The sequence below is a fragment of the Eubacteriaceae bacterium ES3 genome, assembly GCA_030586155.1.
Lineage (GTDB): Bacteria > Bacillota > Clostridia > Eubacteriales > Eubacteriaceae > Acetobacterium.
In genome coordinates this window covers 1911465-1927516 of the sequence record CP130741.1, presented here as the reverse complement: position 1 = coordinate 1927516, position 16052 = coordinate 1911465, and the positions used below count along the sequence as shown (strand labels likewise).

Here is a 16052-nt window from a genome sequence, read left to right as displayed (position 1 = left end):
AATGGAGACAGTTAGAAGAAAGGATTACCGGTCCGTCGTGCTGATGACTGTACTGGCAGTAGCCTTTGTCTTGTCATTTGCCATCTGTGTCAGCTTTGGGTCGATAAAAATCGGTTTTGGAGAACTGTTTAAAATTGTTTTTGGAGTAGGTGATTATGACCCGATTTTACATGATATTGTCTGGGACATTCGTTTTCCAAGAACCTTAGGTGCCTGGCTTGGCGGCTCAGCCCTGGCTGTATCTGGGATTTTATTGCAGGTATTCTTTAAAAACCCGATTGTTGAACCCTATATCCTCGGGATTTCATCAGGAGCTACACTTTGTGTAGCCCTGGTGGTTCTGGGAGGAGTAACTTTTGGGATGGGAGCGGCGGCATCTCTGGTGGTATTTTTTGCAGCATTGATTGGTTCTTCTATCGTTATGGTGATTGTCCTGATTTTTGCGACCCGGGTAAAAGATGTGGTGACGCTTTTGATTATTGGTTTAATGGTAGGTTATCTTTGCAGTGCGGTGACCATGATTCTTCAGTCCTTTGCTTCGGCAGAAGAACTACAAGGTTTTACCATGTGGACCATGGGAAGTTTTTCCGGCTTTACCTGGTCGGGTGTAAAAATTCTATTTTTTCTTTCAATCCCGATTTTTGTGTCCCTATTTTTTTTGGTTAAGCCACTCAATGCTTTTTTGATGGGAGAGGAGTATGCCATCAGTATGGGAGTTAATATCAAGGGATTCAGAATTGCTTTGGTTGCCATTACCAGTGTTCTAACCTCGGTTGTGACTGCTTTTGCCGGACCAGTTTCCTTTATTGGACTATCGGTACCGCATTTGACAAGGCTGATTTTCAAATCATCAGATAACCGTTTGTTGGTACCGGGTTCCATTATGATGGGGGGAATTGTAACAGCATTTTGCGATTTGATTTCAAGAACGATCGTATCGCCGGTTGAATTGCCGATTAGTGCAGTGACTGCCTTTATCGGCGCGCCGATTGTAATATTTTTGATTATGAAAAGGAGGACCAGTTTATGATTGCTTTAAAAACTGAAGGTTTAAAAGTTGGTTATGGCAAAAAAGTGGTTGTTGATTCAGTCGAAATCAGTGGCTTTAGAGGTCAGGTTCTTTGTCTTCTTGGGCCCAACGGAGCTGGTAAAAGTACTATTTTAAGAACTTTATCAGGTCTTTTACAGCCTGTTGAAGGGGTAGTTTTTATCAATCAGCAGGATATTAAAACGATTCGCAAAAAAGAGCTGGCCAAAGAAATGGCCATTGTTCTGACGAAAAAGTTTACAGCCGGTATGATGAAGGTTTACGATGTGGCAGCCATGGGGCGATATCCTCACACTGGGCGGTTTGGCAGTTTAAGCGAAAGTGACCATGCCCTGGTTCGAGAAGCCTTGATTCGGGTTAATGCCGATTATCTGTCAGAACGCTATTTTGAAGAATTAAGCGATGGCGAAAAACAGAAAGTTATGGTAGCCCGAGCCCTGGTTCAGGAGCCGGAAGTCATTGTTCTTGATGAACCGACAACCCATCTGGATATTCGTCATCGACTGGAGTTAATAGATATTCTAAAGAATCTCAGCAAGGAAAAAAATATCACGGTTATTCTGGCACTGCACGAAATTGATCTGGCCTTAAAAAGTTGTGACAAGGTCTTACTGGTAAAGAATAATAAGATTCTTGGTTATGGAGAACCGGAAGATGTGGTAAGTGAAGAAATGATTAATGAATTGTATGGAATTAAAAACGCGGCCTTTAATAATCTCTTGGGAACCATTGAAATTGAAAACAGACAAAAACCATCAGTCTTTGTAGTAGGCGGAAATGGAAGCGGAACCCCGATTTATCGGGCCCTCTCAAAACACCAGATTGGAACGATCACTGGGGTCATCCACGAAAACGATATCGATTATGAAATTGCCAGAACCATGGGAATTACCATCCGCAGTGAACAAGCTTTTGATGAAATCAGTGAACTTAGTTATCGGGCGGCACTCAAAATGATGGATACAGTTGAGACGGTGATCGACTCTGGTTTTCCGATTAGAAAAATCAATGAGAAAAATTTGGATCTTCTAAAAGCAGCCATTAAAGCCGGGAAGAGCGTTATTTCCTATCGGTCGCAGACGGAGATTGACGAGATCTTTAAGGATAAAAAACACAAAGTCATCCACTGCGATAAATCTTGTGATCTGATTAAGAACGTTCATATGGAAAAACAGAAAGAAGCCGAAATTATGCCGATGAGAGCGGTGTTATAGTGGTGAAAGAGGAGAAAAGCTTGATAATATATACCTTACCAACTGGTGAAAAAGTTCACCGCTATCTGAAAAGCATCGTCATACCTTTTACGGGAAAACGCAGTGTTTTATCAACTTCTCATATTAATGGGGGTTATCAGGAGGACCTGAGATGCGTTTATAACCATGACTCCAATCCGGGAGCCGGAATGGCCTGCTCAATGAAAGCCGATACCATTGATGAGCATATGAAAATCATCACAAAAGAGATTGGTCTGGATCCTGAGACTACCGCCGGAATTGCAACCGCGGCTTCGATGGATAATGTGGCCATTCGTGCAGAAAGCTTTGATGAAATTGAGGTAACGGCTATTGTGACCGGTGGCATTGAAGTCAATGGTGGTCGGGTCGGCGATTCCGCTTCCTGGCATGAAAAAAATGGCAAACATGAGCAAGTTAAACCGGGGACCATTAATATAATTCTTCACATTAACGGTAATCTGCCGGCAGAAACCATGACTAGAGCCCTGGTAACCTGTACGGAAGCTAAAACTGCAGCCATCCAGGAATTGATGGAAGGCAGCAAGTATTCCAATGGCCTGGCCACCGGGTCGGGAACTGACGGGACGATTGTTATTGCCAATGCTGAGTCAGAAAATATTTATAATTTCGCCGGCAAGCACTGTAAACTAGGCGAGCTGATTGGTCGAGCCGTCAAATCAGCGGTTAAAGAAGCCCTGTATCTGCAGACAGGTTTATGTCCGGAACTGCAAAAAAGTGTGATTAGAAGAACACAGCGTTTTGGGATCAGCCATGAAAAACTATGGGAAGCTTTTGCCAGGAAAGAACAGGTTATAAAACCTGACTATATTGAAGCCTTAGAAAAAATTGATCGAATCCCTGAACTGGTTGTCGCATCAGTTCTTTATGTGCATCTTTTAGACCAGTTAAACTGGGGACTCTTAAGCAGTGCCGAGATTGAAGATGAAATTTCAAAACAATTTAAACAAATGGCTGAAAGTCTGGATGTAGAGATGGAGGCTTCTTATTCAGGGAGTCAAGATAAAGATTCTTTTATTGAGAAATCGATACAAGATCTTTCCCAGATGCTTAATGCAGGGATTGAGAGGCGGGTATTATGTACCGAATAGCGATGATCTTCTCACCCATGGACAATTCCTATACCATGCGACAGGCAGTAAAGAATCTAGGAGAAGAAACTGCGGATATTCAGGTCAACTTCCTTAATTCGTATGAAACAGATGATGATCAGGAAAAACGACAAAAAGCTTATAAAATTTTAGCCGATGCGGATTTCATCTTCATCTTTATCCATGGCGGACTGACCCAGTTTAGAAGTTTTTCTGAGATTATGGAGACCTTTAGCGACAAACGATTTTTCATCTGGTCTGGCTGTGATGATGAAAATCAGCTGGTCCTCAAAAAATCAAACATTTCGCTCCTGGAGCACAGCAAAGTTGCCCAGTATGCTCTGGATCCCAGCGATACTAATTGTCTGAATTTATTCAATTATCTGGCTGCTGTCTATGGAAAACTGGCCATTGATTATGAAGAAGCGGTTCATTCCAGCTGGGAGGGAATTTACCAGAAGGACGGTCAAAAATCCAAGGAGGACCTGCTTGAAGCAGCCCAAAAAACCGATAAACCGGTTATTGGAATCCTGGTTTACAGCCGCTATATGCACGAAAACAATATGGCCCATGTTGATGCCTTAATTGATGAAGTGAATGCCCAGGGTGCTTTTGCCCTTCCTGTGTATACTGCATCCGTACCAAATCCGGCTGTTGGCTGCAAAGGTGCCCATTGGGTCGTCGACAATATCCTGATGCAGAATGGTGAGAGAATCGTTGATGCCATTATTAATACCATGGGCTATTCCTTAAGCATTCTGTCTGACCCGGGTGATGGCTCAAGAACGGTGGAAAAAAGTATTTTTGAACCCATCGATGTGCCGGTTATTCAGGGCTTTTCGACTTATCAGACCTATGAAGACTGGGAAACCAATTTACGCGGAATCGATGCCATGTCCTTTCCCGGTTCTGTCTACTATCCGGAATTTGACGGGCAAATTATTTCTTTCACTTTTGCCTATACAAAATTTATAAAGGATGAAATTGGTGACAGGCGGATTCATCTGCCGATAGCCGATCGGGTCAAATCACTTTGTGAGCTGGCGATCAGCTGGGCTAAACTCACGCATATTAAAAATGAAGATAAGAAAGTGGCTATTCTCTTCCATAACATGCCACCGCGAAATGATATGATCGGTTGTGCCTTTGGCTTGGATACGCCCAAATCAGTATATGATATGGTCAAGGCCTTTAATGCTGACGGCATTCAGACAGACTACGATTTTACAGACGGCGATGACATCATTAACCGGATTATTGACGCGGTCAGCAATGATGAACGATGGCTACCGGCCGAAAAGGTGATTGAACGGTCATGTGAAATTATTACTGGCGATACTTATCGCAGCTGGTTTGAAAACTTTAGTGGGAAGAACCGTACAGAAATGATTCGGGATTGGGGTAACCCGCCCGGAGAGAAAATGGTGCACGATGACAAATTGCCAGTTCCGGGAATATTAAACGGCAATATTTTTATCGGACTCCAGCCGCCAAGAGGATATGAAGACAAGGCCGAAGAGGTTTATCACAGCTCGGATATTGTTCCGCCCCACCATTATTTGTCATTCTATAAATGGTTGAAATACAGTTTTAAGGCCAATGTAGTCATTCATGTCGGGACCCACGGAACCCTGGAATGGCTGCCGGGTAAAGAAATTGGTTTGTCCGAATCCTGCTACCCGGATCTGGCAATTTCCGGCATTCCCCATCTCTATCCTTACAGCATCACGGTTGAAGGCGAGGGAATTCAGGCTAAACGCCGGTCTTATGCGGTGATTCTTGACCATCTGATTCCTTCCTTGACGCTGAGTGACACTTACGAAGAAATGGAAGAGCTGGATGATCTTTTAAAACAGTATTATCAGGCTCAGGCGACGGATACCGGTAAACTGCCATACCTACAGCAGGAAATCCAAGAAATCGTAATCAAAGAAAACTATTTGCTTGATCTGGATATCGATGAAGAATCAATGAAGGCAGATTTTAAGGAATTTATTGAAAAGCTGCATATCTGGGTGGAAGAAATTAAAAATACTCTGATTAAAGATGGCCTACATATGTTTGGCAATGCCCCTAAAGAAGAAAAGCTGGAGCTGATGATCTGTGCCCTGACCCGTTTATCAAATGGCAAAGTTCCGTCACTGACTATGGCAACCTGTGATCTGATGGGATTTGACTATGAAGACCTGAAAGATAAGCCGGAAAAAGTGGATGGCACCGGCATTACCAACCTGATGAAGTGGAATGATGTGGAGAGCTTGAGTCGAAAACTCATTCATGATTTTTATGAAGTTGAGTGGGATTTTAATAAGACCCAAGCAATTATTGAAGCTAATAATCTGATGGGTCGCGATAATGAAGCAATCAAACAGGTATTTAAGTTTATCGAAGAGTCGGTTGAACCAAAAGTTAAGCATACAACCGAAGAAATGGATAATTTAGTTAAAGGCATCAATGGTCAGTTTGTACCGCCGGGAGGGTCTGGCGCACCGACTAGAGGCAAGGTTTCAATCCTGCCAACTGGTCGAAATTTTTATGCCATCGATCCTTCGGCTATCCCGACTCGAGCGGCCTGGCAGGTGGGAAAACAGCTGGGCGATCAGCTGATCGAGCGCTATAAGAAAGATAATGGAGAATTTCCTAAAACCGTCGCTATTGTTGTATACGGCGGTGAAACGATGAAAACATCAGGCGATGATCTGGCCCAAATCCTCTATCTGATAGGAATAAGGCCCAAATGGCTGGAGAATTCTGACAAGGTTATCGGACTGGAAGTGATCCCAGTTAAGAAACTGGGTCGTCCGCGAGTGGATGTCACCTTAAGAATTTCCGGCTTATTTAGAGACACCTTCCCCAATATGATTGAGCTGGTTGAGGAAGCCATCAATATGGCGGCCAGTCAGGATGAATCCTACGAAGAGAATTTTATTAAAATGAACTTCGAGGAAGAAATAAGAGATCTGATTGCCAATGGCGCATCGATTGAATCCGCCCAGGAAGATGCCGGAATGCGAATTTTCTCCGATCCGCCGGGAACTTACGGCGCTGGGGTTACTCAGCTGATTAACAGTAAAAACTGGGATTCCTATACCGACCTGGGAGAAATTTATTCTTTCTGGGGCGGCAATGCTTATGGTAAGAAATTTCATGGAAAAAAAGCGGTTGAGACCTTCAAAAGACGGCTATCCAAAACACAGATTACTGTTAAAAATGAATCGTCGATGGAGATTGATATGCTGGAAAGTGATGATTTCTACAATTATCACGGCGGTCTGATTGCTGGGGTGCGAACCGCTTCTGGTCAAAAACCTGAGTCTTATTGTGGGGATACCTCTGATCCGCTGCGAGTTAAGATGAATACGACCAAAGAACAGACTGCCAAAATTATGCGTTCACGTATCCTCAATCCAAAATGGTTTGACGGACTTAAAGAACATGGCTACAAGGGGGCTCAGGAAATTTCCGGAATGGTTGATTTTGTTTTCGGCTGGGATGCAACTGCAGATATAGTCGAAGACTGGATGTATGAAAAAATCAGTGAGAACTTCCTTTTTAATGAAGAGCGAAGGGAATGGATTAACTCAGTTAACCCCTGGGCCATTCACGCCATGACCGAAAGACTTTTAGAAGCCGCCCAAAGAGAAATGTGGGATGCAAAAGAAGAAACTTTGGATAAACTCAAAGCCATTTATATGGAGATTGAAGGGGATATTGAAGAATACGGTGAAGTGTGAAATTTTTAAAGATATCTCATATCTTGTCTTGTGGATAACGGATGACTGTAATTTAGGCTGCAGGTATTGCTATGCAGATGCCAGCAAGAAAAAGGATTATATGAATCTGGAGACGGCAAAAAAAGCTCTATCGCTGCCGAGTGGACCTTTTAAACTTCAGTTAGCCGGAGGGGAGCCGCTGCTAAATTTTAAACTGGTTGAGGAAATTAATGCGCTTGTCAAAGAGAATAGTCTTAAGACTAAAATACAAATTCAGACCAATGGCTCATTAATCGATGAAAAAATGGCAACCACCTTAAAAAAAATGGGGGTTCGACTGGGCATCAGCCTGGACGGCCCGCCGGCGGTTAATGAAAAAATGCGGGGTAAAACGGCTAGCGTTGTTAAAGGGGTTAAAGAACTCGGTGGTCAGGGCGTAAAGGTTAATTTGAATGCGGTCATCAGCGATGAAACTATTAAAACCTTGCCGGATTTGGTGGATATGGCCTTTTATCTGGGCAATGTAGCCGGTATCGGGCTTGATCTTCTGCGGGAGACCAGGCGGGTTAAGGAAAATAATCTAAAAAAGGCATCTTGTCAGAATTTGAGAAAATATTTGCGGCTGGCCTACAAGCGGTCAAAAGACCTGGAGTCCCTAACCGGAAAAAGGATTGTTATCCGAGAAGTTGAGGATGCCAGGAGACGATTAAAAACTGCCTGCAGCCAGAAGGATTACTGTTATGCATCCCTGGGTCAGGCCCTGGTGGTTCTTCCCGATGGGGAGATGTATCCCTGCGGGACACTGATTAACAATAAAAGCTATTATATGGGGAATCTGTATCAGCCTGAGACCTACCGGATCGTTAAACTAAAGCCTGATTTACCACAGCGTTGTCAGGCCTGCCAATATGAAGACTACTGTGCCGGGTCATGTCCGGCCAGAAGCATAATAAATGGAGGTGAGAAGCCCGACAGTATTGAGGACTGTTCGCTAAGAAAAGCAGCATTTGAAATAATTAAGGAAGAAGAGGAGAAGCATGCTTAAACTGGTTGATTTAACAAAAACATTTGGAAAACTGACAGCAGTGGACCATTTAAATCTGGAAATTAAAGACGGAGAGTTCTTTGGTTTTCTGGGACCCAACGGGGCTGGAAAAACTACAACAGTCCGAATGATCTCAACGATCACCACAAAGGATTCCGGCGATATCGAGGTGGATGGAGACAGCGTGGACAGAAACCTGACCTCTGTCAAAGCAAAAATAGGGGTAGTCCCCCAGATGAATAATTTGGAGCCGGAGATGTCGGCCTGGGAAAATCTGGAAGTCATTGGTATTTTATATGGTCTAAAAAAAGAAGAAAGACATAAGCGGATTGAAGAGCTGCTTTCTTTTATCGAGCTTTCTGACCGACGGGATTCGCTGGCAAAAACCTATTCCGGCGGGATGAAACGAAAACTGATGATTGCCAGAGCCTTGATGCATAAGCCCAAGCTCCTTTTATTGGATGAGCCGACCGTTGGCCTGGATGCCGGTGCCAGACGAAAAATGTGGGACCTGCTGAAGAACCTTAAAAATGATGGCCTGACGGTATTATTAACGACTCATTATATTGAGGAAGCAGAAGTTTTGTGTGATCGGGTCGGCCTGATTAATAAGGGGAAAATGATTCAGATTGATACACCGGCCAACCTGATCGACGAAGTCGGTAAGGTCGTTGTTGAGTATTTTGAAAATGGAACAACTCAGGAAGTCTTTTTCGATAACCGTGATCAGGCGGCCAACTATGCAAAAGATATTGAAAGGGACGTGCGGATTCGTTCTTCCAATCTGGAAGACGTATTTCTTAAATTTACAAACAGAAGGGTGGAATCATAATGCAGGGATTATACGGAATATTGTGGCAGGAAAGCGTTGTTTTCAAGAGAAAATTCTTTGCGACAACGACCTCTGCTTTGATTTCACCACTCCTTTATTTAATTGCCTTTGGTTGGGGACTGGGTGACGGCATGGAAGTTGACGGGATGTCTTATATGGCCTATGTGATCCCCGGGATTATCGCTATGAACACCATGATGATGTCTTTTAACAATACGGCTAATACTATTAATATCTCGAGGATCTTCTATAAGACCTTTGAAGCCTATATGATTTCACCGATTAATATGACCGTTTATGCGGTTGGGAAAATTATCGGCGGGGTCTTTTACGGTGTCTATTCGGCATCATTAATTATGATTATGGTTTCGGTTTTCACATCAGACCTGGTTATTACACCTTACTTTTTGTTTGTGGCCCTGTTAAACTGCTTTACATTCTCGGCCCTGGGTTTTCTGATGGGACTTTTGGTTAAATCCCATGCGGATATGTCTAAATTCACCAGCTTTGTCATTACACCCATGTCTTTCTTATGCGGGACTTTCTTTCCCATTGATCGGATGCCAACCATTCTGCGCGGATTTATTTATATTTTACCGCTGACCCATACAAACCTGGCAATGAGAACCGTCGGGGAAAGCTTTAATCAGAAGCTGCTTCATGTCGGGGTATTGTTGGCTTATTTTGTTGTTCTGTTTATTATCGGTGCAAAAGTCTGTAAGAAGACTGAGTAGAAAAGAGGAAAAAAATGAAAAATCAGCAAATATCATATCCGTTTTCGGGAATCGTTGGCCAGGAAACCATGAAGAAGGCATTGATTCTCAATGTCATCAATCCTTTATTGGGTGGTGTTCTGATCCGCGGAGAAAAAGGAACGGCAAAATCAACGGCGGTCCGGGCCCTGGCAGAACTTCTGCCTTCAAGAAGTCAGGTCGAAGGATGTTCTTTTGGGTGTGATCCGCGGGAGCCGGCGATGATGTGTCAGGATTGTTTTGATAAAGTAAATCGGGGCCAAAGCCTGGTGGAAAGCTTTGGTTCGATGAGAGTGATTGATCTGCCGGTTTCTGCGACCGAAGACCGGGTGGTCGGAACCCTTGATATCGAACATGCCATTAAAGAAGGGGAAAAGAAATTTGAACCGGGAATTCTGGCTCAGGCAAACAGAAATATTTTATATGTGGACGAAGTTAATCTGTTGGATGACCACATTGTCGATGTCCTTTTGGATTCAGCGGCTATGGGGATTAACACCATTGAACGTGAAGGTGTTTCCTATTGTCATCCGGCCCGTTTTATTCTGGTTGGGACTATGAATCCGGAAGAGGGAGACCTGCGACCTCAGCTTTTAGACCGTTTCGGCATGGTTGTCGATGTGGTTGGTGAGTCAGACCCGGAATTGAGAATGAAAGTTATCAAAAATCGTCTTCAATACGAATTAGATAAAGAGGCTTTTGCCGAAAGTTTTAAAAACGATCAGGAAGCTTTAAAAGAAAAAATTCGAAAAGCCAAGAAACTGTTAAACCAGGTCCATTACTCTGATGAGATGCTGGAAATTGCCGTTAATATCTCTATTGAACTGGGGGTTGACGGCCATCGGGCGGATATTTCCATGATTAAGACAGCGATGACCATTGCCGCCTTTAGAGGAGCGACCGAAGTGACGGCTCAGGATATGATGGAAGCGGCTGAACTTGTTTTACCACACCGGATGCGGCGAACGCCGTTTGAAGATGGCTCTTTTGATTTAAGCAGAGTTCAGGAAATTGTAAATACGGTCGGAAGTCAACAATATGGCCTACTGTAGTTATCCCTTTTCAGCGGTCATCGGTCAGGAAACGGTCAAACAGGCGCTGATTCTAAATCTGATTAATCCCCAAATTGGTGGAGTCCTTTTATCCGGTGAAAAAGGAACGGCCAAATCCACCTTGGTCAGAGGTCTGGGAGAATTATCCCGGACTCAAGTGGTTGATTTGCCGCTTAATGCGACCGAGGACCGGGTAGTGGGTTCTATTTCTATCGAAAAAACTGTTTCAGGTGGGAAGCGGGTTTTTGAGCCCGGAATCCTTAAAAAAGCCGACGGGGAAATTCTTTATATCGATGAAGTCAATCTTTTAAATGAACATATCGTCAACTCAATTCTGGAAGCCTCATCGTCGGGCATTAACCGGGTGGAGAGAGAAGGCATTTCGATGACCCATCCGGCACATTTTACTTTAGTTGGCAGCATGAATCCGGAGGAAGGCTTTTTAAGGTCGCAGTTGCTGGACCGCTTTGGGATTTATGTAGAAGTATCTGGCTCTAGTCATCTGATGGAGCGTAAAGAAATTGTCAGACGGCGGCTTTTGTTTGAACAGAATCCGCGCGACTTCATTGAAAAAAGTCAGGAGGATACTAAAAATCTGGCACTGGAAATTGAGGCAGCTAAAGGCCGTCTTGCCAAAGTAAAGGCGACAGAGCCGATTCTAAAAATGATCATCGAAATCGTAAACGCGGTCAATTGTGCCGGACACCGGGGTGAACTGGTAATGTTTGAAACAGCCCGGGCCCTGGCCGCATGGGATGGCCGGGAAAACATCAACATTAATGATGTCAAAACGGCGGCTGAACTGGCCCTGCCCCACCGTAAACGGGAAAAACCGGAGCCACCCCCTTCACCTCAGAACGAGACTGAGCCTGAGGACCAGGAAGAACAGGACCAGCCTCAAGACCAGGAAGACGAAAGTTCGGACGAGAACCAGCCGGATGATGAAAATGAACCACCACCAGAAAATTCTCAAGACCAGCCGGATGAAAGTCAGGAAGATCAAGAAGAGGATAATGAGGATAAAAATGACGAAGAACCAAAAGAGAATAACCCTGAACAAATGCCAGATTTAAGCGACATTCTGGATCAGGTGGATGAAATTGGCCGGGTCTTTGCGGTTAAGAACCTTAACATTAAAGTTAATGACCGCAAAAAACGCAAAGGTGAGGGAAAACGAATCAAAACCCATACGGATCTTAAGAAGGGTCAGTATATCAAAAGCCGAACCAAACAAAATGAGCTGACAGACCTGGCTTTTGACGCAACCCTCAGGGAGGCGGCGCCTTTTCAGAATAAAAGAGAAAAAAATGGATTAGCACTTTGCATTAAAAGTGAGGATATAAGAGAAAAGGTTCGTGAAAAACGCTCTGGTTCGACGATTGTATTTGTTGTCGATGCCTCTGGGTCAATGGGGGCTAAAAAACGGATGTCAACGGTTAAGGGGGCGATCGTTTCACTTTTAACCGATGCCTATCAGAAGCGTGACCGGGTAGGACTGGTAGCCTTTAGAAAGCAAGAGGCAGAGGTGCTCCTTAATGTGACTAGAAGTGTTGATCTGGCCCAAAAATCACTGCAGAACCTGCCTACGGGTGGTAAGACACCGCTGGCAGACGGCCTGGTAAAAGGCTATGAACTGATTAAAAATGAGACCCGAAAAAATGAAGATGTCCTGCCCATTATGGTCGTCGTTTCCGATGGCCGGACCAACGTGGGTACGCCGGGTCAGGATCCTTTTAAAGAAGCGGTTAATATCGGAACAAAAATTGCTTTTGAAGGCATTCAGACGATCGTAGTCGATACGGAATCAGATTTCATTAAACTGGGATTAGCTAAAGACCTGGCCGCCAATATGGGCGCACAGTATTACCGGATTGAAGAGCTGGAATCGGATCTGCTGGCCGATGCGGTCAGAGAAATGTCCCGGTCTTCGATGCTGGCAAGTGGAGGGGCAAATGCAAGATAAGAAAAGTGATGGCATTTTTCATCCGGATAGTAAGGTGACTTTTTCCAGTCTTGAGCTTTATCTTGCCTGGTATAAAAAGGATTTCAGTCATTATGTAGGGATTTTAACCCATGCTCAAAACTTCCATCGGCGAAATATCAGGGTAGAAACTGCTTTAATTCGATGCTTTGAAAAACAGGGGATTGGGGTCGTTCCTGTTTTTTCGACTTCGTCTTCCGAACCGGAGTCTGGTATTCGGACATTTACACAGCTTGTAGCCGACTGTTATTCAAAATGCGGTCAGCTTGCGATTGATGCCCTGATTAATTTTCAGATGATTGCCGCAACCGGCCGGGATTTAGGGGATGATCTATTTACGCAAGGTGTTGAGAGCTTTAAGCAGATGCGAATTCCGGTTTTAAGACCAATTATCAGTCATCTCCAAACCCAGAAGGAATGGGAAAACAGCATAAGCGGTTTGTTTTCTGAAATATCATGGGCCTTTACAAGTCCTGAACGGTTGGGGATGGTTGAGCCTGTGCTGATTGGAACAAAAGAAAAAAGAGGCCAGGAACTGGTCTCGATTCCGATTGATGAACAGATCGATACCCTGGTAGAACGGGTGAAAAGCGTCCTCTTAATTCAGGGACTTAAAAATAAGGATAAAAAAGTGTCTTTGATGCTTCACTCTGCCCCCTGTGCTGGTGTCGAAGCGACACTGGGCATTGGTGTTGGGTTAAACGTTTTTGAAAGCGTTGTGAAGATTTTAGAGCGGCTTAAAGAAGACGGCTATGTGGTTGAAAATCTGCCGGAAAACGGTAAGGCTTTAAAGAGTCTTTTGATGGAGAAAAAAGCCTACCAGGATTTTCGCTGGACAACGGTTGAAGAGATTGTTAAACATGGTGGCGATCTTTTCCGGATGGGTTTAACAGGTCAGGGAGGCTATGATCAGTTTTATAATGAACTGACCCAAAACCAGCAGGCTGAAATGGAAAAATTCTGGGGCCCGCCGCCGGGTGAGGGCATGGTCGTAGATGGTGAAATGGTTATTACCGGATTGCGATTTGGCAATATAACAGTGATGATTCAACCCAAAAGGGGCTGTTATGGTCCCAAATGTACGGGCGAAGTCTGTAAAATTCTCCACGATCCGTCCTGTCCGCCACCCCACCAGTATTTGGCCACCTACCGCTACCTGGAACATATTGAGAAAGTGGCGGCCCTTGTTCATGTTGGTACGGGCGGAAGTCTGGAACACCTGCCCGGTAAAACCAATGCTCCGGGTCCTGACTGCTGGCCTAATACGGTAGTCGGAGCCCTCAATCATTTCTACTGCTACAATATGGCAGTGGGAGTTGAAGGGGCAGGGGCCAAGAGACGGTCCTATGCCAAAATCATTGACTATCTGCCATCAACCATGATAAAAGATCCGGAGCGAATCGAACTGGTCAAGGTGATTGGCCAGTATTTGGAAGCTGTCACAGCTGAAAGCAATCAGGTGGAATTAATCGGCCTTCGGATCATGGAAATGATAGACGGTCATCCGGAATATGAGAAAGTGATCCAGGATGAGGAAAATTTTCTTGAAGGCTTAAAGGCCCTCGGTAATCGTCTGGTTCAGTCAATCAATTGCGGATCAGAAGAGAAACTCCATGTATTTGCCCAAATTCCAGAAGTTTCCGAGCAAATAGCTTTTATAAAAGAATCCCTTGAGGGTAACTCGCCAGTCGTTTTTGAACTGAAACAGGGAATTAAAAATGAGTATGATTTTCATGCCGGATTGTTAAAATTCATAGAAGCCGTGCTTGAGAAAGAACCGTTGCCAAAAGAGCTGCCCTTTAATTCTGAAAAGGAAGAAAGAAAACTGGCTGAAGAAATTGAAAAATGTGCAGACAGTTTTAAAGGCGTTGAAAATGAACTCGATGGCCTAATGGTTGCTCTTAATGGCGGCTACCTTGAGCCAGGACTATCCGGAATGCCCAAAGACGGACTGCTTAACGTATTGCCGACAGGCCGAAATATCTATCTGATGGATACACAAAAAGTGCCGACAAAAGAAGCCTATGGCATCGGAGCGGATTTGGCGGATCAACTTGTTAGGCGGCATATTAACGACTTTGGCCAAATTCCTGAAAAAGTGGCGCTCAATATGATTTCAACGGATATTTCAAAAACAAATGGGGAAGAACTGTCACAGGTTTTAAATATTTTAGGCGTCCGGCCGGTATGGAACGAGAGTGGAATCGTTATGGATATAGAAATCATCCCGCCGGAAGAATTAAATCGGCCAAGGCTGGATGTGATTGTGCGGATTTCAGGAGTGCTTCGGGATTCCTATCCGGAACTAGTGTCCATGATGGATCAGGCGGTAAGAATGGCAGCTGAAGTGGATGAACCGGATAAGTTAAACTTTGTCAGGAAAAACAGCCGGCTCATGGCAGAAAGTCTCAGAGAAATGGGATTAACCGAAGATCAGATTAGGCGGAGGTCGACTGTTCGGATTTTTGGCGATAAGCCAGGGGCTTACGGTTCAGGTGTCGATCTGGCACTCCAAGCCAGTGCCTGGGAAGATGAGAGCGAGCTGGCAAAAATATTTACCTTGTTTTCCGGTTATGCCTATGGGGAAGGCCTGTTTGGCGAAAGCTTTTATGAAGAATTTGTCGCCAATGTGAAATCAGCTGATATCGCCTATGAAACATCAGTCAGCAAACGGTATGACCTGCTTTCGTCCAGTTTTTCGGCATCAGTCATGGGTGGCTTTAATGAGGTGAAACGGGCCTTCAAAATGGAAGACTTAAATTACTATCATGGAACGACCGATTATAAGCAACAGGGAAATATCAATTCTATGGAAGAAGCCATCGATCAAATGATGGATCAGACTATGTTTAATCCGCTCTGGAACGAAGCCGTCAAGAATAAAAGTGAGCTGGGTGGTTCGGAAATCATGTGTAAAGTCCAGACGATTTTCGACTGGAAATGCATGACTGAAACCATCAAAGATATAAAAATCGACAAGTTGGTAAAAGTTTATCTGGATGATCCGGACACGCTTAACTGGCTGAAAGAAGACAATCAGTTTGCCTTGGAAGAAATGACCCGCCGTTTTATGGAGCTCAAGGAGCGCAAAAAATGGGAGCCGGAGGAAGAAACATTTGAAATCCTCAAAAAGGTTTATTTAGACATTCAAGGCGATATGGAAGAGCTGATGGAATCCGCTGATGGGGACTATCAGGGCAGCGAAATAGAGGTTATTAATCATGATCAGGTTGAGACCTGGGATGAAAAATTTAATACAATAAATCACATCTTTTAGGAGGAAGT

Annotated in this window: 10 protein-coding genes; all 10 read left to right on the top strand. The window is 44.2% G+C overall.

What is annotated here, in order from left to right:
- The first annotated feature begins 1 nt into the window (after nt 1).
- From Q5O24_08730 to Q5O24_08685, 10 genes are read left to right on the top strand one after another with little or no spacing between them, the layout of a single operon-like run.
- Nucleotides 2-1030, top strand: a complete 1029-nt coding sequence (locus Q5O24_08730; protein ID WKY46469.1) for an iron ABC transporter permease — start codon at nt 2-4, stop codon at nt 1028-1030.
- Nucleotides 1027-2262, top strand: coding sequence for an ATP-binding cassette domain-containing protein (locus tag Q5O24_08725; GenBank protein WKY46468.1), 1236 nt, complete (start codon nt 1027-1029; stop codon nt 2260-2262). The genes Q5O24_08730 and Q5O24_08725 overlap by 4 nt, the downstream gene beginning before the upstream one ends.
- A gap of 20 nt (nt 2263-2282) precedes the next feature.
- Nucleotides 2283-3392, top strand: coding sequence for an adenosylcobinamide amidohydrolase (locus Q5O24_08720; protein ID WKY46467.1), 1110 nt, complete (start codon nt 2283-2285; stop codon nt 3390-3392).
- A complete protein-coding gene (cobN, locus tag Q5O24_08715; protein ID WKY46466.1) occupies nt 3380-7126 on the top strand; it encodes a cobaltochelatase subunit CobN in 3747 nt (1248 codons plus the stop codon). The genes Q5O24_08720 and cobN overlap by 13 nt, the downstream gene beginning before the upstream one ends.
- Nucleotides 7044-8150: a radical SAM protein gene (locus Q5O24_08710; GenBank protein ID WKY46465.1), complete on the top strand. Its 1107-nt coding sequence runs from the start codon at nt 7044-7046 to the stop codon at nt 8148-8150. The genes cobN and Q5O24_08710 overlap by 83 nt, the downstream gene beginning before the upstream one ends.
- Nucleotides 8143-8982: an ABC transporter ATP-binding protein gene (locus Q5O24_08705; GenBank protein ID WKY46464.1), complete on the top strand. Its 840-nt coding sequence runs from the start codon at nt 8143-8145 to the stop codon at nt 8980-8982. Before Q5O24_08710 ends, Q5O24_08705 begins: the two co-directional genes overlap by 8 nt.
- The gene (locus Q5O24_08700) at nt 8982-9716 is read left to right on the top strand and encodes an ABC transporter permease (GenBank protein WKY46463.1); all 735 of its coding nucleotides are present in this window, start codon (nt 8982-8984) and stop codon (nt 9714-9716) included. The genes Q5O24_08705 and Q5O24_08700 overlap by 1 nt, the downstream gene beginning before the upstream one ends.
- 14 nt (nt 9717-9730) lie before the next feature.
- The gene (locus tag Q5O24_08695; protein ID WKY46462.1) at nt 9731-10786 is read left to right on the top strand and encodes an ATP-binding protein; all 1056 of its coding nucleotides are present in this window, start codon (nt 9731-9733) and stop codon (nt 10784-10786) included.
- Nucleotides 10773-12749 carry a magnesium chelatase subunit D family protein gene (locus tag Q5O24_08690; protein WKY46461.1) on the top strand — a complete coding sequence of 659 codons (1977 nt, stop codon included), beginning with the start codon at nt 10773-10775 and terminating at the stop codon, nt 12747-12749. Before Q5O24_08695 ends, Q5O24_08690 begins: the two co-directional genes overlap by 14 nt.
- The gene (locus Q5O24_08685) at nt 12739-16044 is read left to right on the top strand and encodes a cobaltochelatase subunit CobN (GenBank protein WKY46460.1); all 3306 of its coding nucleotides are present in this window, start codon (nt 12739-12741) and stop codon (nt 16042-16044) included. The genes Q5O24_08690 and Q5O24_08685 overlap by 11 nt, the downstream gene beginning before the upstream one ends.
- Nucleotides 16045-16052: the final 8 nt, after the last annotated feature.

Bases quoted from the DNA above. Each gene is read 5' to 3' on its own strand.
- Q5O24_08730 (WKY46469.1), top strand. From the start codon at position 2: ATGGAGACAGTTAGAAGAAAGGATTACCGGTCCGTCGTGCTGATGACT.
- Q5O24_08725 (WKY46468.1), top strand. From the start codon at position 1,027: ATGATTGCTTTAAAAACTGAAGGTTTAAAAGTTGGTTATGGCAAAAAA.
- cobN (WKY46466.1), top strand. From the start codon at position 3,380: ATGTACCGAATAGCGATGATCTTCTCACCCATGGACAATTCCTATACC.
- Q5O24_08710 (WKY46465.1), top strand. From the start codon at position 7,044: ATGCAAAAGAAGAAACTTTGGATAAACTCAAAGCCATTTATATGGAGA.
- Q5O24_08705 (WKY46464.1), top strand. From the start codon at position 8,143: ATGCTTAAACTGGTTGATTTAACAAAAACATTTGGAAAACTGACAGCA.
- Q5O24_08700 (WKY46463.1), top strand. From the start codon at position 8,982: ATGCAGGGATTATACGGAATATTGTGGCAGGAAAGCGTTGTTTTCAAG.
- Q5O24_08695 (WKY46462.1), top strand. From the start codon at position 9,731: ATGAAAAATCAGCAAATATCATATCCGTTTTCGGGAATCGTTGGCCAG.
- Q5O24_08690 (WKY46461.1), top strand. From the start codon at position 10,773: ATGGCCTACTGTAGTTATCCCTTTTCAGCGGTCATCGGTCAGGAAACG.
- Q5O24_08685 (WKY46460.1), top strand. From the start codon at position 12,739: ATGCAAGATAAGAAAAGTGATGGCATTTTTCATCCGGATAGTAAGGTG.